The following is a 22,943-nucleotide window of genomic DNA, read 5'->3' on the forward strand; positions in this document are numbered from 1 at the left end:
GTTCCACCAAACGCAACCGGGTTTCCACGACCATGCAACGTATCAACACCCCCACGTACGTCCGGCTCCGCGAGCAGATCCGGGCCGATATCGCGGCTGGCGTCTGGCCGCTCGGCGCGCATATCACGCTCGCGCAGATGGTCGACCGGTACGAGGTGAGCCTCAATCCGGTTCGCGAAGCGCTGCTGCACTTGCAGGGCGAGGGGATCATCGACATGCAGATGCACCGTGGCGCCGTGATTCCCACGGTCGACGCCACCTACATCGCCAACATCTACGACATGCGCGGCGCCATCGAGCAAATGCTGGCCGCCAAGGTAGCCACGCTGGCGACGCCCGAGGACCTGCAGGCCATCGACGCCGCGCGGCTGCGGCACGAGGAACTGGTGACGGGCACCGACATCGGCGCGTGCGTGGCGGCCAACCGCGAATTCCACCGCGTCTTCAACGGCGTGGCGGGCAACCAGCCGGCCGTGGACGTGCTGGGGTCCCGGTCTAGCCTGGTGGATGCGCTGCGGCGATCGCTGGGCTACGGCGCGCAGCGCAAGGACGCCGTGATCGCGCAGCACCGGAAGCTGGTAGCCGCCGTGCGCAAGGGCGATGCGGCGCTGGCCGCGAAGGTTGCCCTGGAACACGCCGAGTCCGCCCGGGACGACCTGCTGCGCATGATCGACAAGCCGCACTAGCCGTGCGCGCCCGCCCGGGCGCCACGAGAAAATTTCCAATCAACAAGGAGACAGCCGAAATGACATTCGGTAAGGGCGTCCTGCGCCTTGCGTTTTTGATGACCGCCAGCCTTGGGCTGGCCGAAAGCGGCGCCGCGGCGCCCGCACCCTATCCGTCCCGCCCCATCCAGCTCATCGTGGGCTTCGCGCCCGGCGGTGCCGCCGACACGGTGGCGCGTGCCGTGGCCGAGCAGATGGCCAAGTCGCTCGGGCAGCCCGTGGTGATCGACAACCGCAGCGGCGCGTCCGGCAACATCGCCACCCAGACCGCACTGGCCGCGCCGGCCGACGGCTATTCGGTCATCTTCGCCGCGATCCACCTGGCCACCAATCCGTCGATGATCGGCGTGCCCTACAACCCGCGCACCGATATTGCGATGGTGGGCCAGATGACCAGCGTGCCGGTGCTGATGCTGGCTGCGGCGTCGTCGCCGTACAAGACGGCGGCCGACGTGGTCACGGCTTCGCGCCGCACCGATGGCGGGCTGCGCGTGGGCAGCGGCGGCATCGGCACGTCGTCGCACCTGGCGCTGGAACTGTTCAAGCGGGCGGAACACGTGCCGGCGCTGCACGTGCCTTACCGCGGCGGCACGCCCGCGCTGCAGGGGCTGATGTCGGGCGAGGTCGACGTGATGTTCGACCTGGGGTCCGGCACCCTCAAGTCGTATATCGAAGCCGGCAAGGTGCGCCCGCTGGCGGTCATGCAGGCCGAACCGGTGGCCAGCATTGCCGCGCCCACGGCACCGCAGGCCGAGCTGCCCAAGGAGACCTTTATCCGTAGCTGGCAAGGCCTGGCCGTCAAGGCCGGCACGCCGCCGCAGGTCATCGCCCGGCTGCACGACGCGCTGAACCAGGCCCTGCAGCAGCCGGCCGTTCGCGCGCGGGTGCAGGCGCTTGGCATGGAGGTCAAGCCCAGCGCGGCCCCGGCCGATTTCCAGAAACTCTATGTCGACGAACTGGACCGCTGGTCCGCGCTGATCAGGTCGGCCAACATCAAGCCGCAGTAAGCGCATTGGCAACCATGAAAATCACTCGGGTCAACGTTCATCTGATGCAGGCAGGCGCGCCCACGCATACCGCATGGGGCGGGGCGGGCAAAAGCGCACTGGCATCGGGCCGCAACTGGTTGTTCGCGGAGATCCATACGGAAGAGGGACTGGTCGGCCTGGGCGAAGGCTCCGGCTGGCCACGCGTGGTGGCCGCCGCGCTGCCTGACCTGGCACCGCTGCTGGTGGGCGAAGATGCGTTTCAGACCGAACGGCTGCACCAGAAGCTGCGCGTGGCGACGATGGGCCACGGCCATCTGGGCGTCGTCGGTGGCGGGGCGCTGGCCGCCATCGACACTGCGCTGTGGGACCTCAAGGCCCAGGCACTGGGGCGCCCGCTCTGCGACTTGCTGGGCGGCCGCGTGCGGGACCGGGTTCCCTACTACGCGCACGTCAAGGACGCGGACACCGCCCGTGCCGCCGTGGCACGCGGCGTGCGGGCGCTGAAGGTGGGCGGCACCCGGCAGATCGTGGAACGTGCCTGGGCGATTCGGGAAGCCATCGGGCCGGATGTCGACCTCATCGTCGACCTGCACGGCCCGGCGTGGCTCACGGGTGCCGACGCTGTGGCGGTGGGCCGCGCGCTGGAAGGGACGAACCTGCTGTTCCTGGAAGAGCCGGTGGCGCCCGACGATGCGCTCGGCTGGCGCCGTGTGCGCGACAGCGTGGCGCTGCCGCTGGCATCTGGCGAGCGGCTGGGGACGCTGGCCGAGTTCGACCAGCTTATCGGCAGCGGTCTTGTCGATGTGGTGCAGCCTGACACCGGACGCACCGGCGGCCCGACGCAGCTCAAGAAGATCGCGGCGCTGGCCGAGGCCAGGGCGCTGCTGGTGGCGCCGCATTCCGGGTCGCTCGGGCCGGTGGCCGAGTTCGCGGCGGTCCACTGGATGGCCGCGTCGCCCACGGGGCTGATCCTGGAGCGGCTGGAGCCGGACTGGGATGGCAAGCAGGCCGCCGTGACGCGGTCGTTGCAGGCCAGCGATGGATATATCGACGTGCCCGCCGAACCGGGCCTTGGCACCTCGCTCGATCACGCCTTCGTCGCCGCGCATCCCAGCGAGCGCAACATCGCGCTGCCAGCGGGCGGCTGGGAGCCCGGCACCGAGCACGAAATCCCGTATCTGCAGGCGCGGCGCAGCCGGGCCCGCCTGACCGACTGATAACCTCAAGATCACAGAACCATGGAGACGACCATGCCTTTGTCCGAAAAATCGCGCGAGATCCTGATGCGGGTCTCCACTGCCACGCTGACCACCATCATGTTCAAGCGCGGCTTTCGCAACGTCTTCCTGCAGGGGTTGAAGCCGCTGAACCCGCAGGCGTGCCGGTTTGTGGGGCCGGCGTTCACGCTGCGCTACATCCCCGCGCGCGAAGACCTGGACCCGATGAGCGCCTTCGAGGACCCGCGCCACCCGCAGCGCGTGGCCATCGAGGAATGCCCGGCCGGCCACGTGCTCGTGATGGACAGCCGGGGCGACGCCAGCGCGGCGTCGTCGGGCAACCTGCTGGTGACCCGCCTGTGGAAGCGGGGCGGCGCCGCGGTAGTCACGGACGGCGGCTTCCGCGACAGCCCTGAAATCGCGGACATGGCGTTCCCGGCCTGGCACACGCGCCCGTCGGCGCCGACCAACCTGATTCGCCACCATGCGGTCGACCTGCAACTGCCCATCGCCTGTGCGGGCGTCAGCGTCTATCCCGGCGACATCATGGTGGCGGACGAGGAAGGCATCGTCTGCATCCCGCAGCACCTGGCCGAGGAAGTGGCGCAGGAGTCGATCGGCCAGACGATGTACGAGGACTGGGTCAACGAGAAGATCCTGGCGGGCAGCGCGCTGCCGGGCCTGTATCCGCTGCTGAACCCGGCGCTGCAGGCCGAATACGCCGATTGGCAGTCGCGGGAGCGTCATCGCTATGCCTGAGCAAACCTTGCCAGTCGTGGTGCTGACCGGCGCGGCGGGGCGCCTGGCGCAGCACGTGCGGCCGCTGCTGGCGCAAATGGCCGGTGAAGTGCGGCTGTGCGACCAGCGTGCCGTTGCCACGCTGCATCCGAACGAGACGGCGTGGCAGTGCTCGCTGGAAGACGCCGATGCCTTGGGGCCGATGCTGCAAGGCGCTGACGCCATCGTGCATTTTGCGGGCTATCCGCGTGAAGCCGCGTGGGACGTAATTCTGCCGGCCAACGTGGCGGGCGTGGCGAACCTTTGGGAAGCGGCCCGCGCGGCCGGCGTGCGCCGCATCGTCTATGCGAGTTCCAACCATGCGGTCGGCATGTATCCCCGCTCGGTCATCATCGGGAGCAACGATGCGGCGCGTCCGGACTCGCGTTATGGCGTGTCGAAGGTGTTCATGGAGGCCGTGGCCAGCCTCTATGCGCAGAAATTCGGCATCAGGGCCTTCGGCATGCGTATCGGCCATTGCTCCGATGCGCCGCTGGATGCCCGCATGCTGTCGCACTGGATCAGCCCGCGCGATCTGGCGCAACTGGTGCGCGTCGGCCTGACGGCGGCGTTCGATGAGGCCCTGGTCTACGGCGCGTCCCACAATTCGCTGACGTGGTGGGACAACTCGCGTGCCTACGCGCTGGGCTATGCGCCGCAGGACTCGGCCGATGCCTATGCCGAGGCGCTGCGCGGCAAGACATCCCAGGACCCGGTGGCGGAGTTCTACCAGGGCGGCAGCTTTGCCGCGGAGGAGTACGACGGTGATCGTTCGGCATTCGACGCGCCTCGTTGAAGTCCGCGAACGGCGTACCGCCGACGGGCTGCACCTGCGGGAATTCCGCGTGGGCAACCGCGTTGGCGAGTGTCCGGTGTGGGATGCCGGTCAGCTCGCGTGGATCGATGTGCGCGCGCCAGCCTTCCATGTGCTGGACCCGCGCACGCGGCTGATGACCACCTGGCATCTCGACAAACCCGTCGGCGCGCACTGCCGGCGCGTTGACGGCCGCATCGTGCTGGCGCTCAGCGACGAACTGGCCGTGCTGGACCCGGTCACCGGCAAGCTCCGCACCGTGGCGCATCCCGAGCCGGACCGGCCGGGCAACCGCCTGAACGAGGGGCGGGTATCGCCCTGTGGCAACTGGTTCCTGTTCGGCTCGATGGACGACACCGGGGCGCGCCAGCCCACGGGTCGCATCCATGCGCTGCATGCGTCCGGCCGCTGCCATGTCGTGCACGATGGCCTATACATCGCCAACGGCTTCGCATGGGCGGCCGACGCGCAAACGTTCTACTTCTCCGACAGCCTCGCCGGCGTGGTCTATCGGGCGCGATGGCAGGCCGATACGGGGACGCTCGACGCCATCGCGCCGTGGATCAAGGCCGGCGAGCAGGAAGGGCGGCCCGATGGCGCCTTTGTGGACGACGCCGGCAACTACTGGTCGGCAGGCGTGTCGGCCGGGCGCCTCAACGTCTATGCGCCTGGCGATGGGGCGCGGCGCTTCACCGTGGCGCTGCCATGCCAGGCGCCCAGCATGCCGTGCCCGGGGCCGGACGGCTCGGTGTTCGTGACATCGCTGGTCCGCCCGCAATGGCAGCCCGATGACATCCGTCCCGAAGATGGCCAACTGTTCCAACTGATGGACGTGCTGCACACCGGCGCACGGCCGTCGCCCCGCCTTTCCATTCTCTAGGAGCTTTTATCGCCCAGCTATCCCAGGCACGCGTGCATGAATTATGGATTATCCAAAATTCATGCCGCAGCAGGTCACGTTGAACAAACCCAAAGAGGAGACACATGTACCAACGAAACTTGACCCAACTCGCCAGCCTTGTCGCAGTGGCAGCGCTGACCGCCGTCATGGCCGGCTGCGGGGGCGACGACTCCCCGGCATCGGCTGGCACACCGCCAACCAGTTCCCCCACGGCGCCACCGCCGGCCAATTCACCCACCCAGCCCGGCCCGACGCCGTCCATCAATCCGCCGGTCAGCGCCGAAACCCGCGCCATTCTCGATGCGGACCCGGCCAGCTACGCCGCCTTGCAGCCGGTGGCCGCCAGCGGCTACACGCAGCTTGGCCGCATCAAGCCGCGTACCACGATGGAACTCAAGGCCCAGGGCCTGAGCAGCACGCTGATGATCGGCGGCGAGACCACCGACCGCGACTTCAGCGTGTTCTCGAACTGGCGCGAGTACCTGAATCCGCTCGGGACGACAAAGGTGCGCGTCCAGTCGGGCTGGAACGACATCGAACAAACCATCACCACGCCCGCCACCTACAACTTCGCCAAACTCGACGAAATCGTCGACGGCGCCATCGCGCAGGGGCAGGCGCCGCTGGTCTTCCTGGGCTATGGCAACGTGCGTCCCGGCTGCACCGACTGCGGCACCGCAAGCCTGGGCGGCGCGTTTCCGACCGGCGAAGGCAAGGAGCGCTTCCTGAACTTCGTGGCCGCCACGGTCATGCGCTACAAGGACAAGGTGAACGACTGGCAGATCTGGAACGAGCCCACCAAGGACCTGGACACCTACAAGACGCTCATCGTCGAGACCGCCAGGCTGATCAAGCGCATCCAGCCCGAGGCCAAGCTGACGATCGGGTCGTGGTACACGGTGCACTACGTGCTGGGCTGCCTGGAAAACTGCAATGACAGCGCCGCGAACCAGGAGGCGCGCAACTACATCCTGACGTCGCTGAAGTACTTCTACGACAACAAGGGGCCGAGCGTGCCGAGCGGGGACGTCTACGTGGCGTTCCACCCCTACACGACCGCCGTGGATTACGACCACTCGGCCTGGGACAAGCAGAGCATGGACAACTTCCTGGCACTGGTGGCGGGCTACGGCTTCCGCGTGCGCATGGACGAGAACGGCGCCCCGTCCACCCCGTGCAACACCTACGCGATGTGCAACCAGGGCGCGCTGGTCTGGACCGAGAAGAACCAGGCGAAGTACAACTTGCGCCGGGTGCTGGGCGACCTGGCCCGCGGCATCGAGACCAGCATGTTCACGATCACCGACCTGCACTACAACGACGCCAAGAACACCAAGGGGCTGCTTACCACCGGCGTCTGGGACCCGAACAACGATTCGCCGTTCCTGAATGGCGACCAGCGCGTCCACGGCAAGAAGATCGCCTACGGCGCGTTCCAGAACGTCACGGCCCTGTTCGACAACCGCATGCAGCCCGTACCGGATCACGGCTGCGTGGCGCCGGCCGGCTATACCGCCCACGCCTGGAAGCAGACCAGGAACGGCGCGGCCTCCACGGTCATCGGCGTCTGGAAGATGACGAAGTTGCCTGTGGCCGACGACGCGGAGCCGCGTGCCGTGGTGCAGGTTACCTGCAGCAAGATCGGCTTCACCGAAATGGCCGCTGCCGGCAGCCAGCCGCGCTATGTCGACATGATGGACGGCAGGGTCTATGCAGTGCCGGCTGGTGGCATCGCCGCCAACAGTCCGAACACCGTGACGTTCTCCGTGCCGGTTGCAGACTGGCCGGTGCTGATCGCCGACGCGTCGGTCGTGCCGCAGGCTGCCCTGCGCTGAGCGCCCAGGGACGCCAGCCCGCTTCAGTTCCGGCGGGCCGGCGCCGCCGACAGAAACCCCAGAATGCCGTCGACGATGGCGCCCTCGACGTTTCGGGCGTCCTTGCCGTCCACGGTTTCCAGCACGGCGGCGTGCACCAGCGCCTCCGTCATCTTGATCGTCATCCAGGCTGCCATGTCCAGGTCGTCGTGGCGCAACGCGGCACGATGCCGGTGCAGCAGCTCGACCACGTGGCGATGGATGCGATCCCCGGCCGCGCCCATGTTGGCCTCCAGCAGCGGCCGTTCCCTTTCCAGCAGACGATGCAGTTCGGGCTCCACCTCATGCGCGGCCATGGTGGCGCGGATCAGGCTGGCAACCGCCCCCGGCAGGCCCTCTCCATGGGGCGCGGCCAGCACGGCTTCGATCGACTCGGCCATCTCGGTGGCGTGCCGCTGGTGCAGCGCGGCCAGCAGCGACGCCTTGTTGGGAAAGTACTGGTAGAGCGATATATTCCCATGTCGATCGGCACAGTCAAACACGGGGCATGGCCCCAAACAGCGAGGAAACTCACGTGAAGGAAATCGTAGTCATCGGTGGGGGCTTTGCCGGGCTGTGGGCGGCTGCGGCGGCGGCGCGCATGGCGCAAGAACTGGACAAGGCCGTCCAGATCACGCTGGTCAATCGGGACGATCAGCACAGCATCCGCGTGCGCAACTATGAGGATGACCTGGCTGCCACGCTGGTGCCGCTGCACGACGTGCTGGACCCGATCGGCGTGGCGCTGCAGGTGGGCATCGTGGCCGATATCGATCCCAGGGCGCGGTCCGTGGCCATCGAGCGCGATGGCCGGACGATCTTGAAGCACTATGACAAGCTGATCCTGGCAAGCGGCAGCAAGCTCGTCCGCCCGCAGATCGCGGCCGTGGATGTCTGTTCGTTCGACGTCGACACCTACGCGGAGGCCCGCCGCCTGCAGGACCACATCGCCGCGCTGACGGGCCGTGCACCGTCTCCCGGCCAGTGGACGGCCGTGGTGGTTGGTTCCGGCGCCACGGGCGTGGAACTGGCCTGCGAGCTGCCGGCGCGCCTGCGGGCCGTGGCCGTGGCTGCCGGCCAGCCCGATGCGGCCCGGCAAGTGCGCGTGATCCTGGTCGACAGTGGCGCCCGGATCGCCGGCCACCTTGGCGGCGCCCAGCCCGTGATCGAGCAGACCTGCCGGCAACTGGGCATCGAACTGCTGCCGGGCACAACGGTCAAGTCGCTGGACGCGCAAGGCCTGACACTGTCCGATGGCCGGCATCTGGACACGTCCACCGTGGTCTGGTGCGCCGGCATGCGTGCAAGCGAGCTGACCGCGTGTTTCGGTGCCGAGCGCGACGCGCAGGGCCGGCTGATGGTCGACGCCTACATGCGCGTGCAGGGCGTGGACGACGTGTACGCGGCGGGCGACGTCGCGCACGCGCTGATAGACGGCGTGCATCCGTCCGTCATGTCTTGCCAGCATGCCCGGCCGATGGGTCGCTACGCGGGCCACAACGCGGTGTGCGAACTGTTCGGCAAGGACCTTTTGGCGCTGAACATCGACTGGTACACCAACATCATCGACCTCGGCCCGGCTGGTGCCGTCTACGCCCAGGGCTGGAACCGCGAAGTGGTTGCCGTGGGCGAGCAGGCCAAGCAGACCAAGCAGGTCATCAACCGCGAACGCATCTATCCGCCCCGCAATGGCGTGCGTGCCGACATTCTCGCGGCGGCGTCTCCGGACCTGCAGCGGCCACCGGTGTTGCGTCCGCTGTCGGCGGTGTAGTCACTGCGCGGCGTCGTCCGGTGCTTCGGTGTTGCGGATGAAGTCCGCCGGCACGTCCGGGCCCCACTGGTAGAGCGAGTCCTCGGGCGCGAAATCGCCGGCCGGCCAGGGGTGGTCGGCGGCGACGAAATCGATGTCGGCCGAGTACTCGTTGAACGATCCCCACGGGTCCTGCACGTAGTGGAAATAGTTCGAGCCGAGCACGTGGCGGCCCGTCCCCCAGCCCCGCGTGTACCCGGCGGCCGCCATTTGCGCCGCGCCTTGCCCCACCATGTCGAGGTCGCGGACATCCCACGCGGCGTGGTGCCAGCCGCGGGCGGTGCTTTTGGCGAACGCCACCAGGTGATGGTCGCTGCCGTGCGGGGCGTGCGTGAATGCGATGATGTCCAGCGACTTATCGGACAGCCGCAACCCGATGGCGCGTGCGTAGAAATCGACCGCCCGCAGCACATCGGGCGTGAACAGCAGCACGTGTGACAGCCGCTCCGGATGGACGGTCTGCACCTGCGAGCGCACCACGGCGCCACGCGCATTGGCGCCAGCGCCCACGGTCACGTGCGGCGCTTTGGCGCTGGGGCTGGTCTTGGGACCCACCCGCACCTGCAGCAGATTGCCGTCCGGATCGTGGAACCACAGACCTTCCGGGTCCGCACCGGGCGGGGGGCTGGCGAGCGTGGCGCCGGATGCGTGGACCTGGCGCGCCAGCGTGTCGATATCGCGCGCGTAGCCATTGAAGCTCAGGTAGGCGAGGGACTTGGTGGAAGCCGGCAGGATGCGCGCCCAGCGGTGTCCGTCGGCCGCGTGCAGGGCCAGCTCGGCGCCACCGGCGGGCTCCCTGACGTCGAGCCCGAACGCGCGGTAGAAGCGGGCGGCGTCGGCAAGGGAGGGCACGTTCAGCGCGAAATGGTCGATCGAATGGACGGCCGCGCGGGCCCCCGCCACCTGTGTATCGGGCATGACTGTCTCCGGGATTGGCCGCCGGCGCGTACGCTGGCGGCCTGTTCTACATGCGCTGGCGGCGGGTTACTTTGCTTCGTCGACGATCGGATTCGACAGCGTGCCGATCTTTTCCACGATCACCTCGCACACGTCGCCCTGTTTCATCAGCAGCTTGGGCTCGCGGGCCCAGCCAATGCCTGCCGGCGTGCCGGAGACGATCACGTCGCCCGCTTCCAGCGTGATGGCTTGCGAGATGATGGAAATCAGCGTCTCGACGTCGAAGATCATGTCGTCGGTACTGGCCGACTGCACCACCTGGCCGTTCAGCTTCGTCTGCAACTGCAGGCCGCGCGCACCGGGCGGCAGTTCGTCGGCGGTCACGAGGTCCGGCCCGAAAGCGCCGGTACCGTCGAAGTTCTTGCCCACCGTCCACTGCGGGGCCTTGAACTGGTACTCGCGCACCGAGCCATCATTGAACAGCGAATAGCCCGCCACGTGCGACAGCGCGTCCTGCTTGCGGATATGGCGGCCGCCCTTGCCCAGCACCACGGCCACTTCGCCCTCGAAGTCCAGCCCGGCGCAGTCTTCCACGGCGGGCCGCACCAGCGGCTGCCCGTGTGCCACCAGGCTCGTGTGGACGCGGAAGAACAGCGTCGGGTAATCGGGCTGCTCGTACGGGCTTTCCTTCGTGTGGTCGGCGTAGTTGAGCCCCACGCAGATGATCTTGGGCGGGCGCGACAGCGGCGGCAGCAGCTTGACCTCGCCAATGTCCAGCCATTCCCCGCCACTGGCCTGCGCGGCATGGGCCACCAGGTCCACGCCGCGCGCCAGCAGCGACTCCAGCGATTCGTCGCCCAGCACGCGGATCCTGCCGCCTTCCCGCACGCCCACCGCATGCTTGCCCTGAAATTCAACACTGACGAAACGCATCCTGGAGTCTCCGGTTTTCATCTTGACGAACTTGTCAGGTAGAATTCTAGTCAAGTTGACGAATTCATCAATATGGAATTGACTAGGGGAAACCCGCGACGGTCGCGCTGCTAGAATCGAGCGCCATCCATGGAATGACAGATATGTCAGCTAAAAGCGAGATCGACGTACCCGAGTCGCCCACCGAAGACCACCGCACCCGGGTGGCGGCCATCCGGCGGGAGAACACCCGCAACCGGCTGATGGAGTCGGCCCTGGCCGTCTTTGCCGAAAAGGGCCCCGATGGCGCGATGATCGACGACTTCATCGCCGCCGCCGGGGTAGCGCGTGGCACGTTCTACAACTATTTCCGTACCACGGGCGAGTTGCTGTCAGCGGTGGCGGGCGAGGTGAGCGACGAGGTGCTGGCCGTCATCGACCCCGTCGTGCGGCGGTTCGACGACCCGGCGATGCGCATGGCAGTGGGCTGCCGGCTCTACATGCATATGGCGATCCGCTACCCGCTGTGGGGCGCGTTCATCACGCGCGTGGGCACGCGGCGGGGTTCGCGGGGGCGCCTGCTGGACGCCTACATGACGCGCGACCTGGAGATCGGCATCGAGAGCGGCCGTTTTCCGATCGCGCAGGTGGACGTGGCGCGCGACCTGTCGCTGGGTGCGCTGGTGTATGGCATCGGCACGATGCTGCGGCCCGGCGCGGCCGCCGACTATCCCGAGCAGGTGATCCTGGCCATTCTCCGGGCGCTGGGATTGCCGGAAACGGAGGCCACGGCGTTTGCCTATGCGCCGTTGCCTGACACGCAGCCGCCGCAGGGCGTGATCTTCGAGCGGATTGCCGCGAATCCGCCAGCCGCGGACTGAGCGTCGCGGCTAGCCGGGCAGGGCGTGCCGCGCCGCGCGCTGGCGGGCGTAGTGGCCGGCCTCGCGCTCGAACAGCGTGGCCAGATGCGATGCCGCCGGCGTCAGCGGCAGCCCGGCACGGGCGATGCGCACGATATCGGCGCTGTCCATCCGTTCCTCGATGGCGATCATCTCCACCACGCCGGCGAACAGCGGCGAGTCGATCCACTGGCGGGGCAGCAGCGCCAGCGCGTCGGTCATCGACAGCAGCGCCGCCACGCCGATCATCGATTCGGCCTGCACCATGGCCACCGGCGGATTCAGGCCGTAGCCGGCGAACACCTCGGCAAACTCACGCTCCAGCGGCTCGCGCGCGCCCGTCAGGATCCATTCCGCGTCGACCAGCTCCGCCAGTTGCCGGGCCTGGCGCAGCGGGTGGCCGCGACGCCCGGCGACCACCCGATCGTTCTGGAACAGCAGGTCCACGCTGTAGCGGTCGGCGTCGATGCGCTCGGGCCGGGGGCCGATGTAGAAATCGAGGGTGCCGTCCGACAGGCGGCCTTCCAACGCCGGGAAGAAGCCTTCCACCATGCGCAGCCGGACGGCCGGATGCGATTTGCGGAAGGCCGGAAACACCTCGGGCACCAGCCCCAGCCAGGTGGCGCCGGACAGACCCACCGCCACGGTGCCCGTCTGCGTGCCACGCATCTGGGCCACTTCCTCTTGTGCGCGCCGAATCTCTTCCATCGCGGCATGGGCGCGGCGCAGGAACGCCTGCCCGATGGGCGTCGGCACCACGCCGCGCGCGTGCCGCTCCAGCAGCGGCGCGCCCAGTTCGGTCTCCAGTTCGCGCAGGCTGCGCGTCAGGGCCGGCTGGGTCAGGCCAAGCTGGCGCGAGGCGCCCCGGATGCTCCGTGTCTCGGCAATCGCAACAAAGTCGCGCAGGTGATGCAGTTTCATAGGATGGCCTTGGATTCGCGCGGACTGATGCCAACCAGGCATCGATGGGGCAATTCTGCCATCTGTTGGTTGTCAGTAGGGCTTCCTACGATGGCGTACACATACATAAGAACCACACGGAGACAATTCATGACTCGCCCCCACGCTGGCCGCATCGTGCCGGCCGGCGCCCCCGCGCCCACCACGTACTTACCCCGCGCCTTGCTGACGCTTGCGGCCGTCTCCGCTGGCGCGGCGCTAGCGCTGCTGGCGGCGCCGTCGGCACACGCGCAGGCATTTCCGTCCCGCGCGGTCCGGCTGATCAGCCCCTTCCCGGCCGGCAGCGGCCCCGACGCCGTATCGCGCCTGCTCGGCGAACAGCTCGGCAAGGTCTGGAACCAGCCCGTCATCGTCGATTCCCGCCCGGGCGGCAACGGCTTCATCGCGATGGAGGCGGGCAAGCGTGCGCCGGCTACCGGGCACGAACTGGTCGTGGCGGATGTGGGGCACCTTGCCATCAATCCCGGCCTGTTCAAGCGGCTGCCCTATGACCCGCGCCGCGACTTTGTGCCGGTCACTGGCCTGTACCGCACAGCCTTCTTCATCGTGGTCTCGCAGCAAAGCCCGATTCGCACGGTGCCCGAACTGATCGCTGCGGCCAGGAAGGCACCCGATGCGGTGACGTACGGCTCGTGGGCGGTTGGCAGTACCGGCCATCTGGGCGCGGCGCAGCTTGAGGCGGCCACGGCCACGCAGATGCTGCACGCCCCGTACAAGGACACGGCGCAGCTCTACACCGCCGTGGCCAACGGCGAAGTCACGTGGGCGCTGGGCACCTATGCCACGGCGGGCCCGCTGATCCAGGCGGGCAAGCTGCGCGTGCTGGCCGTGGCCGACAGCGCGCGGTCGCCGGTGCTGCCCAATGTGCCGACGCTGGCCGAGGCGGGTGGCCCGGCAGGGCTGGAAGCATCGAGCTGGGTGGCACTGCTGGCGCCGGCCGGCACGCCGCCGGCGACGGTCAACGCCATCGGCAAGGCCGTGCGCACGGCGCTGGGCGACCCGGACGTCAAGGCAAAGCTGGCCACCTTCGGCTTTGCGCCAGCAGCCGGCAGCAGCGACGAGGTTGCCGAGTGGGTCGCACGCGACAGCCAGCGCTATGCAGAGCTGATCAAGCGCACCGGTGCCACGGTCAATTAATCCGAAGCAGACAGGAAGATCAGTTGTGAACACGTCAGTTGCAAACACCGTGGATACCGACGTCGTGATCGTCGGGGGTGGTCCGGCCGGATTGATGCTGGCCATCGAACTGGGCTGTCGCGGCGTGCGATGCCTGGTGCTGGAAGAGGATGTCGATCCGCCGGATTTCCCGAAGGCCAACGCGACATCCGCCCGCACGATGGAACACTACCGCCGCCGTGGCTTTTCGGCGGATGTGCGCGCGCTGGGCCTGCCGCCCGACTATCCGCAGGACCTGGTCTACTGCACGCGCCTGGCCCATGCCGAGTTGTCGCGCTTCCGCGTGCCCAGCCGGGCGCAGGCGGCCAGCCGCGCGGTGTTTGGCGACTATGGCGCGTCCGCCTGGCCCACGCCCGAGCTGCCGCACCGCGCCCAGCAGATGTATATCGAGCCCATCCTGCGCCGCGAGGCCGCCAGGTATCCGAGCGTCGACCTGCGCTTCGGACATCGGGCCGTCCGGGTGGCCGACCTGGGAGAGGGTGTGGAGGTGGACGCCGCCCCGCATGACGGCGGAGCGCCGTGGCGCGTGACGGCCCGCTACGTGGTCGGGTGCGACGGCCCGCGCAGCCTGGTGCGCAAGACGCTCGGCATCCAGTACGAAGGGCAGGGCGGCGAGAAGCGCGATTTCTTCGGCGGGCAGATGTTGTCGATCTACTTTCGCTCCAGCGACCTGTACGACGTGCTCGGCAAGGAGCGGGCGTGGCAGTACTGGGCCGTGAACGCCAGCCAGCGCGGCTTGCTGATCGCCATCGATGGAGTCGACACGTTCCTGCTGGCCGTGCAGTTGAAAGACGGCCAGCAGCCCAGCGATATCGACCCGCGCGCCACGGCGCTGGCCGTCGTGGGCGCGCCGCACGATTTCAGGCTGATCGGCATGATGCCGTGGGTGGCCGGCTATACGCTCGTGGCCACCCGCCTGAGCGCGGGCCGCTGCTTCCTGGCCGGCGATGCCGCGCACCTGTTCACGCCGACGGGCGGCATGGGCTACAACACGTCGATCGACGACGCCGTGAACCTGGGGTGGAAGCTGGCTGCTGTGCTGCAGGGTAGCGCGCCGCCGGCGCTGCTCGACAGCTACGACCTGGAACGCCGGCCCATGGCGGTGCGCAACACCGCGTTCGCGCGCCGCATGGCCGACAGCATCGGCAACGTGCCGATTGCCCCGAGCCTGGAACTGGCAGGCGCGCCGGGCGACGCGGCGCGTGCCGAACTGGGGCGCGCGCTGGCCGTGCATGTCGCGACCGAGATCAATATCCCGGGCCTGCAACTGGGCGTGCGATACCTCGACAGCCCCATCGTCGCGCAAGAACCGGGCACGCCGCCGCCAGACGATCCCAATCACTACGTGGCCAGCGGCTGGCCCGGCTCGCGGGCGCCGCACGCGATGGTCGACGGCATCCCGCTGTTCGACCGCTTCGGGCGCGACTTCACGCTGCTGTCGTTCGATGGCCACGACACCACGGCGTGGTGGCAGGCCGCGCACGCGCTCGGCATCCAGCTCGACGTGCTGCAAGTGAGCGATGCCGACGTCCAGGCGCTCTATGGCGCGCCCACGGTGCTGATTCGTCCCGACCACCACATCGCCTGGCGCGGCAATGGCGCCACCGACGCCGCCGCGGTGCTGGCGAAGGCCACCGGAGGTGCGCGCCCCGCCTGACTTCCAGCGGTACCCGGCCTTGACGCCGGCACACTAAAAGACGAAGGAGGAGACCCATGAAGTTCCGCAATCTGGTGCTGGCCTGTGCCAGCGCCATGCCCGCACTCGCGTGCGCGCAGGCATCGCCGTCGTCGGTCACGCTGTATGGGGTGGTCGATACCGGCATCGAGTACGTCAATCACGTGGGGGCCGCGGGGAACAGCGTGGTGCGCATGAACTCGCTTTCCGGCATGGTCCCGTCGCGCTGGGGCCTGCGCGGCACCGAAGACCTGGGCGGCGGGACGAAGGCGAACTTCGTGCTCGAATCGGGCTTTGCGTCGGACTCGGGCGTCATGAACCAGGGCGGCCGGCTGTTCGGCCGGCAGGCATGGGTCGGCCTCTCGGGCAACTGGGGGCAGGTTTCGCTGGGCCGCCAGTACACGATGCTGTTCTGGGCCATGCTCGACCCCGACATTCTCGGGCCCAACACGTTCGGCTCGGCATCGATCGACAGCTACATACCGAACGCCCGGGCCGATAACGCGATCGCCTACAAGGGAAAGTTCGGCGGCCTGACACTGGGCGCCACCTACAGCCTTGGGCGCGACGTGGCCAACGCAGGCCCTGGCCCGGCCGGCACGAACTGCGCCGGCGAGAACCCCGCCGCGCGGTCCGACTGCCGCGAATGGTCGGCCATGATCCAGTACGAAACACCGCGCTTTGGCGTGGCGGCTGCCTACGACTCGCTGCGCGGCGGGCCGGGCGCGTTTGCCGGGCTGAACTCGGGCGGCAAGTCCGACGACCGGCTGTCGCTGAACGCCTACGCGCTGTTCGACCGCACCAAGCTGGGCGCGGGCTGGCTGCGGCGCGACAACGACGGCAGCCTGACCCGGCTGAGCGACCTCTGGTATGCCGGCGCATCGTACGACCTGACGCCCGCGTTCAACGTGGCGGGACAGCTCTACTACCTGCGCTACCACGGCAGCGACAACAAGGCGATGCTCTACGCGCTGCGCGGGACGTACAGCTTCTCCAAGCGCACGGCGATCTACGCCACGGCGGGCTACATCAACAACGATGGCCAGCTCGCACTGTCGGTCAGCAGCGGCTCGCCCGGGGCCAACCCCACGCCGGGCGCATCGCAACTGGGCGCGATGGTCGGCGTCCGGCACGTGTTCTAAGGCGAAGTTGTCGCGGCCGCCGTGATCGTCCGCAAGCCCGTTTAATCCGCACACAGGCGACTGGTCCCGCAGTCGCCTGTGTCACTTTCTGCCCTCGCGCCACTGACAGATTGTCAGAGTGACGGCGGTCAGCGCCCGGATGCGGGCAATTCCCGAGGAGATTGATCTTGTCCCACAACCACTGCCGATCTACATTAGACATCAATGTCGTTCTGACATATTCGTACAAGAACTGGAGACCACATGCCCCGCATCCCGCCGCGCCGACGGCGCCACACCGCCCGCTAACCGCCGGCGCCTCTTCCCTGAGCCTATGACGTTCGGCCCGGTGTGACCCGGGCCGGGGGAGACGCGCACGCCTGCGTTTTTGCTTCCCAAGCCATCACACCCATTTACAGCCGAGATTAGCCATGTCCCAATCCGCCGCCGTCATCGAAGCGTTCTACCCCTCGCATGCCACGCCCTCGCTGGAGGAACTGGTGCGCCGCGCCGAAGCGTTGCAACCGCTGCTGCGCGAAAATGCCGTCGCCTCCGAGCAGAACCGCCGCGCCGCCGAGCAGAACATCGAAGCCATCGCCGACGCGGGGCTGTTCCGCCTGATGGTGCCCAAGCGCTACGGCGGCTTTGAAGGCACGACGCGCGCCCATCTGGAAGTCACCGCCGCGCTGGCCGAGGCATGTGGCGGCACCGCGTGGGTGGTGGCGCTGACCAATGTCTGCGCGTGGTTCACCGGCCTGTTCCCTCGGCAGGCGCAGGACGACGTGTTCGGCGCCAATCCCGACGCGCGTGTCTCGGGGGTGTTCACGCCGTCGACCCAGTGCCGCCGCGTGGAAGGCGGCCTGCGGATCTCCGGCAAGTGGTACTTCTCGTCCGGGTCGCTCCATGCGGACTGGGCCATGGTGGGCGTGATCGAGTCGGACGCCAATGGCGCGTTCAAGGCGCAGCACCTGGCGCTGGTGCCGATGGAGGACGTGACCATCGAGGACACGTGGTACACGGCCGGCATGCGCGCGTCGGGCAGCAACTGCATCGTGGGCAATGACGTCTTCGTGCCTGAGCACCGGCTGATGAACATCCTGGACGCCGTGGACGGCGTCTATCCCACCGAATTCAAGGACGAGGCCGCCTACCGGGCCGCCTTCGTGCCGGTGGCGGCGCTGATCCTGGCCGGCGCGCAGCTCGGCATGGGCCGCGCCGCGCTCAAGTACGTGATCGAGAAGGCCCCGCAGCGCGCCATCGCCTATACGTCGTACGACAAGCAGAGCCATTCCACGCTGTTCCAGGGGCAGATTGCCGATGCCGCCGTGCGGATCGATACCGCCCACGTGCTGGCCTTCGCGGCCGCCGACGAGATCGATCGTGCCGCGCAAGAGAACCGCGAGCTCGACTACCTGACCAAGGCGCGCATCCGCGCCCACACCGGCCAGGTCATCACCCATGTCACCGATGCGCTGAACGTGCTGCTGTCCGCGCATGGCGCTGGCAGCTTTGCCGAGGCCAGCCCGATGCAGCGGTGGTGGCGCGACGCCAACACGGCCGCCCGCCACGCGGTGGCGTTGCCGGCAGTGGGTTTCGAGGTCTACGGCAAGGCGCTGCTCGGTGTGGAAAACACCGTGACGCGGCTGGTCTGACGGAGACGTAGCCATGCATGACGCCGCCCGCTCCCATCCATCCGCCGCCACGCTCGACGCCCGCCTGCTGCGCGCGACGATGGCGCAGTTCGCCACCGGCGTGACGGTCATTTCCTACCTGGCCGATGGCGCGCCCGCCGGCATGACGGCCAACGCTTTCATGTCGGTATCGCTGGAGCCGCCGCTGGTGCTGGTGTCGGTGCGGGCGGCGTCGCGGTTCCACCAGCATATGCAGGCTGGCGTCTGCTACGGCGTCAATTTCCTGGCGGACGACCAGCGCCACCTGAGTGGCCATTTCGGCGGCCGGCCCGTGGACGGCATCGAGCCGCCATTCATCCACCGCAACGGGACCCCGCTGCTGGACGGCAGCCTGGTGCACCTGGTGGCGCGCACCGTCGACGTGCACCCGGCCGGCGACCACCTGCTCTACATCGCGCAGGTCGAGGACATCCGCTTCGGCTCGCCGCGCGGTCCACTGCTGTTCTACGGCGGCAGGTACCACCACATGCCGACACGGCACCCGGTAATCGATCACCGCGACGCGGCCGACTGCTGCTGAACCCGCATTCATTCCAACGTTCCCATCCCGCCATGCAAGCCCAACCCATCGATCCGACCGACTTGATCCCTTCGAGCGGCCACCACCCCGACGACGCCGACCGCCAGGAAACCGGCGAATGGCTCGACGCCCTGGCTGGCGTGGCCCGCCAGGGCGGCGCCGAACGCGTGGGCTTTCTGCTGCGCCGGCTTGCCGAGCACGCCAGCCATCTGGGCATGGCACCATCAGCCCATCCGTACCAGCTCTACCAGAACACGATTGCGCTGGAAGAGCAGCCGGCCTATCCGGGCGACCTGGCGATGGAGGAGCGCATCACGTCCATCCTGCGATGGAACGCGCTGGCGATGGTCGCGCGCGCCAACAAGGCGTATGGCGAACTGGGCGGACATATCGCCAGCTACGCGTCGGCAGCCGAAATCTTCGAGATCGGCTTCAACCACTTCTTCCGCGCCGACAGCGAAGCGGGCAAGGGCGACCTCGTCTACTTCCAGCCGCATTCCGCGCCCGGCGTCTACGCGCGCGCCTTCCTTGAGGGGCGTCTGGACGAGGCGCAACTGGGCCGCTATCGGCAAGAGGTCAATGGCGGCGGATTGTGTTCGTACCCGCACCCGTGGCTGATGCCGGAGTTCTGGCAGTTTCCCACCGGTTCGATGGGCATCGGCCCGATCAGCGCGATCTACCAGGCGCGGTTCCTGCGCTACCTGGAACATCGTGGCATCGCGCCCACGGCCGGGCGCCGCGTGTGGGGCGTGTTCGGGGATGGCGAGATGGACGAACCCGAGTCGATCGCCGCGCTGTCGCTTGCCGCGCGCGAGAAGCTGGACAACCTGACGTTCGTCATCAACTGCAACCTGCAGCGGCTGGACGGGCCGGTGCGAGGCAATGGCCAGATCATCCAGGAGCTGGAATCGCTGTTCGCCGGCGCGGGCTGGAACGTCATCAAGGTGGTCTGGGGATCGGACTGGGACGCGCTGTTCGCGCGCGACCATCACCACGCGCTGCTGCGCCGCTTTGCCGAAACGGTCGACGGTCAGTACCAGACGCTGGGTGCCAACGATGGCGCCTACAACCGCGCGCATTTCTTCGACCTCGATCCGGAACTGCGGGCGCTGGTGTCGCACATGACGCCAGAGGAGATCGACGGCCTGCGCCGCGGCGGCCATGACTTCCGCAAGCTGTACGCAGCCTTCGATGCCGCCCGGCGCCACGCCGGCCGGCCGACCGTGATCCTGGCCAAGACCAAGAAGGGCTACGGCATGGGGCAGGCGGGCGAGTCGCGCAACACTTCGCACCAGCAGAAGAAGCTCGACGTGGATGCGCTGCGCGCGTACCGCGACCGCTTTCAGTTGCCGCTGAGCGACGAGGCCGTCGAGACCATGCAGTTCCTGAAGCCGGGCGACGACAGCCCGGAACTGCGCTACCTGCAGGCGCGCCGCGCAGCGCTTGGCGGCTATCTGCCACGCCGGGTAACGACGGCGCCCGCGGTGCCGGTGCCGGGGCTGGAGAGCTACGCGCAATTCGCGCTGCAGCCCGATGGCCGCGAGGTGTCCACCACCACCGCCGTAGTGCGCCTGTTCACCAACCTGCTGAAGGACAAGACGCTGGGCCCGCGCATCGTGCCCATCGTTGCGGACGAGGCGCGCACGTTCGGCATGGCCAACCTGTTCCGGCAGGTCGGCATCTATTCGCCGCATGGCCAGCTCTACGAGCCCGAGGACGCGGGCTCGATGCTCTACTACAAGGAATCCCGCGACGGGCAACTGCTGGAGGAAGGCATTACCGAGGCGGGCGCGGTGTCATCGTGGACGGCGGCCGCCACGTCGTACAGCGTCAACGGCGTGGCGATGCTGCCGTTCTACATCTATTACTCGATGTTCGGCTTCCAGCGCATCGGCGACCTGATCTGGGCCGCGGCCGACCAGCGTGCGCGCGGCTTCCTGATCGGTGCCACCGCCGGGCGCACGACGCTGTCGGGTGAGGGCCTGCAGCATCAGGACGGCACCAGCCACCTGATTGCGTCGACCATTCCTAACTGCCGCGCCTGGGACCCCGCCTTTGCAGGCGAGGCCGCCGTCATCATCGATCACGGTGCGCGCCGCATGCTCGAACAGCAGCAGGACGAGTTTCACTACCTGACCGTCACCAACGAGAACTACGCGCAGGCGCCCATCGATCCGGCGCAGCACGCCGACATCCTGCGCGGCATGCGCCTGCATGCGACAACGGGCAGCGGCCAGCCCCAAGTGCGGCTGCTGGGCTCGGGGGCGATCCTGCGCGAGGTCATCGCCGCCGCCCATACGCTGGCCGACGACTGGGGCATTGCCGCCGAAGTCTGGAGCGTGACGAGCTTCTCCGAACTCGCCCGCGCGACGCAGGAGGCGCAGCGTCTGCGCGTGTTCTCGGCCGGCACCGTGACACCCAGCCATCTGGAGACCTGCCTGGCAGGCGACACGCCGGTAGTGGCCGCCACCGACTACGTACGCGCCTACGCCAACCTGATCGCGCCCTACGTCCGGGCGCCGTACACCGCGCTGGGTACCGATGGATTCGGCCGTAGCGACACGCGGGCGGCCCTGCGCAGCTTCTTCGAGGTGGACCAGCGCCATATCGTGCTGGCGGCGCTGGCCGCCGTCGACGCGGAGAAGCATCGGGCCGCCCTGGCGTGCGACGGTGCCACCGATCCGAAGCCCGCGCCGTGGCATTGCTGATTCCATAGACCGAGATAGTCATGCAGACGATTACGATCCCCGACATCGGGGACTACAGTCAGATCCCCGTCATCGAAGTGCTGATCCGCGCCGGCGATGCCGTGGCGGCCGAGCAGCCCGTCGTCACGCTCGAATCCGACAAGGCCACGATGGATGTGCCCAGCGACCGTGCAGGCACCATCCGCGAGGTGTTGCTGAAGCCGGGCGACCTGGTGTCGAAGGGCACCCCCATCGCGCGGATCGAGTTCGGTGAGGTGCCGGTCGCCGGAGCCGCCGCGCCGGAAGTCGCCAAGCCGGCCGTCCCACGCGTGGCGGCACCGCCGGTGCCGTCGTCAGATCGCGTGGCACCGGCTGCGCCCCTCACGTCGGCTGTGCGCGATGACACCGGCCACGCCGGCCCTTCCGTGCGCAAGCTCGCGCGTGAACTGGGCGTGTCGCTCACTGACGTACGGCCGTCAGGCCCGAAAGGACGTGCGCTGCGTGCCGATGTGCTGGCCCATGCAAAGTCGCTGCTGACCCGGCCGGACACCGCGGCGCCGGCAAGGGGAGGGGACCTTGACCTGCTGCCTTGGCCGAAGGTCGATTTCGCGCGTTTCGGCGCGATCGAACGGGAGCCGCTGAGCCGCGTGCGCCGCATATCGGGCGCAAACCTGCATCGCAACTGGGTCAGCATCCCGCACGTGACCAACTTCGACCAGGCCGACATCTCGGCGCTCGAAGCATTCCGCGTGGCCCTGAACGAGAAGGCGAAGCCCGAGGCCGCGCGGGTTACGTTGCTCGCCTTCCTGGTACGCGCTGCCGCTGCCGCGCTGCGGACGTTTCCGCAGTTCAACGTCAGCCTCGAAGGCACCGACGTCATACGCAAGCACTACGTCCATATCGGCTTCGCGGCCGACACGCCCAGCGGCCTTGTGGTGCCGGTGATCCGCGACGCCGACACGAAAGGCGTGCTCGCCATCGCCGCCGAAATGGCGGACCTCGCGGCCACCGCGCGCGCGGGGAAGTTGAAGCCCGACCAGATGCAGGGCGGCTGCTTCTCGATCTCGTCCCTCGGCGGCATTGGCGGCTCGCATTTCACGCCCATCATCAACGCCCCCGAGGTGGCGATCCTTGGCGTCGGCAAAGCAAGCATGCAGCCGTGCTGGGATGGCAGCGCATTCCAGCCGCGCCTGCAATTGCCGATGTCGCTGTCCTGGGACCATCGCGCCGTCGATGGTGCCGAGGCCGGCCGCTTCCTTGCCCACCTGGCCGGCTTGATTGCCGACTTCCGCCGCGTGCTGCTTTGACGGCGTTCCGAC

20 protein-coding genes are annotated in these 22,943 nt (G+C 68.2%); 16 read left to right on the forward strand and 4 right to left on the reverse strand.

The annotated features are described in order from the left end of the window. Nucleotides 1–32: 32 nt before the first annotated feature. The 7 genes from EHF44_RS26140 (at nucleotide 33) to EHF44_RS26170 (ending at nucleotide 7,258) form a co-directional block, all read left to right on the forward strand. Nucleotides 33–686 carry a GntR family transcriptional regulator gene (locus EHF44_RS26140; protein WP_124686572.1) on the forward strand — a complete coding sequence of 218 codons (654 nt, stop codon included), beginning with the start codon at nucleotides 33–35 and terminating at the stop codon, nucleotides 684–686. Nucleotides 687–745: 59 nt separating this feature from the next. Further along, on the forward strand, nucleotides 746–1,732 hold the full coding sequence (locus tag EHF44_RS26145; protein ID WP_124686573.1) for a Bug family tripartite tricarboxylate transporter substrate binding protein: 987 nt from the start codon (nucleotides 746–748) through the stop codon (nucleotides 1,730–1,732). A gap of 14 nt (nucleotides 1,733–1,746) precedes the next feature. Then, nucleotides 1,747–2,931, forward strand: coding sequence for a mandelate racemase/muconate lactonizing enzyme family protein (locus EHF44_RS26150; RefSeq protein WP_124686574.1), 1,185 nt, complete (start codon nucleotides 1,747–1,749; stop codon nucleotides 2,929–2,931). A gap of 33 nt (nucleotides 2,932–2,964) precedes the next feature. After that, nucleotides 2,965–3,690 (forward strand): ribonuclease activity regulator RraA, encoded by a 726-nt coding sequence (locus tag EHF44_RS26155; protein WP_124686575.1) that lies wholly within the window; start codon nucleotides 2,965–2,967, stop codon nucleotides 3,688–3,690. After that, nucleotides 3,683–4,504, forward strand: a complete 822-nt coding sequence (locus EHF44_RS26160; RefSeq protein ID WP_124686576.1) for an NAD-dependent epimerase/dehydratase family protein — start codon at nucleotides 3,683–3,685, stop codon at nucleotides 4,502–4,504. The genes EHF44_RS26155 and EHF44_RS26160 overlap by 8 nt, the downstream gene beginning before the upstream one ends. Beyond that, nucleotides 4,473–5,402 (forward strand): SMP-30/gluconolactonase/LRE family protein, encoded by a 930-nt coding sequence (locus EHF44_RS26165; protein ID WP_172966186.1) that lies wholly within the window; start codon nucleotides 4,473–4,475, stop codon nucleotides 5,400–5,402. Before EHF44_RS26160 ends, EHF44_RS26165 begins: the two co-directional genes overlap by 32 nt. A 104-nt stretch (nucleotides 5,403–5,506) precedes the next feature. Continuing rightward, a complete protein-coding gene (locus EHF44_RS26170; protein WP_124686578.1) occupies nucleotides 5,507–7,258 on the forward strand; it encodes a hypothetical protein in 1,752 nt (583 codons plus the stop codon). Nucleotides 7,259–7,281: 23 nt separating this feature from the next. On the opposite strand, the gene EHF44_RS26175 is transcribed toward EHF44_RS26170, so the two are convergent. Further along, on the reverse strand, nucleotides 7,282–7,779 hold the full coding sequence (locus tag EHF44_RS26175) for a TetR/AcrR family transcriptional regulator (RefSeq protein ID WP_124686579.1): 498 nt from the start codon (nucleotides 7,777–7,779) through the stop codon (nucleotides 7,282–7,284). A 32-nt stretch (nucleotides 7,780–7,811) separates the two neighbouring features. On the opposite strand from EHF44_RS26175, the gene EHF44_RS26180 reads away from it, so the two are divergent. After that, nucleotides 7,812–9,047 carry an NAD(P)/FAD-dependent oxidoreductase gene (locus EHF44_RS26180; RefSeq protein ID WP_172966187.1) on the forward strand — a complete coding sequence of 412 codons (1,236 nt, stop codon included), beginning with the start codon at nucleotides 7,812–7,814 and terminating at the stop codon, nucleotides 9,045–9,047. Here the strand turns inward: EHF44_RS26180 and EHF44_RS26185 are convergent, their stop codons facing one another. Together EHF44_RS26185 and EHF44_RS26190 are read right to left on the reverse strand one after the other, a co-directional pair. Further along, nucleotides 9,048–10,004 (reverse strand): VOC family protein, encoded by a 957-nt coding sequence (locus tag EHF44_RS26185; protein WP_124686581.1) that lies wholly within the window; start codon nucleotides 10,002–10,004, stop codon nucleotides 9,048–9,050. Between the two features lie 66 nt (nucleotides 10,005–10,070). Continuing rightward, nucleotides 10,071–10,916: a fumarylacetoacetate hydrolase family protein gene (locus tag EHF44_RS26190; protein WP_124686582.1), complete on the reverse strand. Its 846-nt coding sequence runs from the start codon at nucleotides 10,914–10,916 to the stop codon at nucleotides 10,071–10,073. Between the two features lie 143 nt (nucleotides 10,917–11,059). On the opposite strand from EHF44_RS26190, the gene EHF44_RS26195 reads away from it, so the two are divergent. Then, the gene (locus tag EHF44_RS26195) at nucleotides 11,060–11,776 is read left to right on the forward strand and encodes a TetR/AcrR family transcriptional regulator (protein WP_124686583.1); all 717 of its coding nucleotides are present in this window, start codon (nucleotides 11,060–11,062) and stop codon (nucleotides 11,774–11,776) included. Nucleotides 11,777–11,785: 9 nt separating this feature from the next. On the opposite strand, the gene EHF44_RS26200 is transcribed toward EHF44_RS26195, so the two are convergent. Then, on the reverse strand, nucleotides 11,786–12,715 hold the full coding sequence (locus EHF44_RS26200; RefSeq protein ID WP_124686584.1) for a LysR substrate-binding domain-containing protein: 930 nt from the start codon (nucleotides 12,713–12,715) through the stop codon (nucleotides 11,786–11,788). Nucleotides 12,716–12,844: 129 nt separating this feature from the next. Between EHF44_RS26200 and EHF44_RS26205 the strand changes: the two genes are divergently transcribed. From EHF44_RS26205 to EHF44_RS26235, 7 genes are all read left to right on the forward strand, one after another. Further along, on the forward strand, nucleotides 12,845–13,891 hold the full coding sequence (locus tag EHF44_RS26205; RefSeq protein WP_124686585.1) for a Bug family tripartite tricarboxylate transporter substrate binding protein: 1,047 nt from the start codon (nucleotides 12,845–12,847) through the stop codon (nucleotides 13,889–13,891). Between the two features lie 49 nt (nucleotides 13,892–13,940). Then, the gene (locus EHF44_RS26210; protein ID WP_124686586.1) at nucleotides 13,941–15,587 is read left to right on the forward strand and encodes an FAD-dependent monooxygenase; all 1,647 of its coding nucleotides are present in this window, start codon (nucleotides 13,941–13,943) and stop codon (nucleotides 15,585–15,587) included. A gap of 56 nt (nucleotides 15,588–15,643) precedes the next feature. Continuing rightward, on the forward strand, nucleotides 15,644–16,747 hold the full coding sequence (locus EHF44_RS26215; protein WP_124686587.1) for a porin: 1,104 nt from the start codon (nucleotides 15,644–15,646) through the stop codon (nucleotides 16,745–16,747). A gap of 410 nt (nucleotides 16,748–17,157) precedes the next feature. Continuing rightward, nucleotides 17,158–18,378: an acyl-CoA dehydrogenase family protein gene (locus tag EHF44_RS26220; RefSeq protein WP_124686588.1), complete on the forward strand. Its 1,221-nt coding sequence runs from the start codon at nucleotides 17,158–17,160 to the stop codon at nucleotides 18,376–18,378. A gap of 13 nt (nucleotides 18,379–18,391) precedes the next feature. Continuing rightward, nucleotides 18,392–18,937, forward strand: coding sequence for a flavin reductase family protein (locus EHF44_RS26225; protein ID WP_216643999.1), 546 nt, complete (start codon nucleotides 18,392–18,394; stop codon nucleotides 18,935–18,937). 32 nt (nucleotides 18,938–18,969) lie between these two features. Further along, nucleotides 18,970–21,645 (forward strand): alpha-ketoglutarate dehydrogenase, encoded by a 2,676-nt coding sequence (gene mdeB / locus EHF44_RS26230; RefSeq protein ID WP_124686589.1) that lies wholly within the window; start codon nucleotides 18,970–18,972, stop codon nucleotides 21,643–21,645. A gap of 20 nt (nucleotides 21,646–21,665) precedes the next feature. Beyond that, nucleotides 21,666–22,931, forward strand: coding sequence for a 2-oxo acid dehydrogenase subunit E2 (locus EHF44_RS26235; RefSeq protein WP_124686590.1), 1,266 nt, complete (start codon nucleotides 21,666–21,668; stop codon nucleotides 22,929–22,931). The last annotated feature ends 12 nt before the right edge of the window (nucleotides 22,932–22,943 follow it).

The organism is Cupriavidus pauculus (assembly GCF_003854935.1).
Classification (GTDB): Bacteria; Pseudomonadota; Gammaproteobacteria; order Burkholderiales; family Burkholderiaceae; genus Cupriavidus; species Cupriavidus pauculus_C.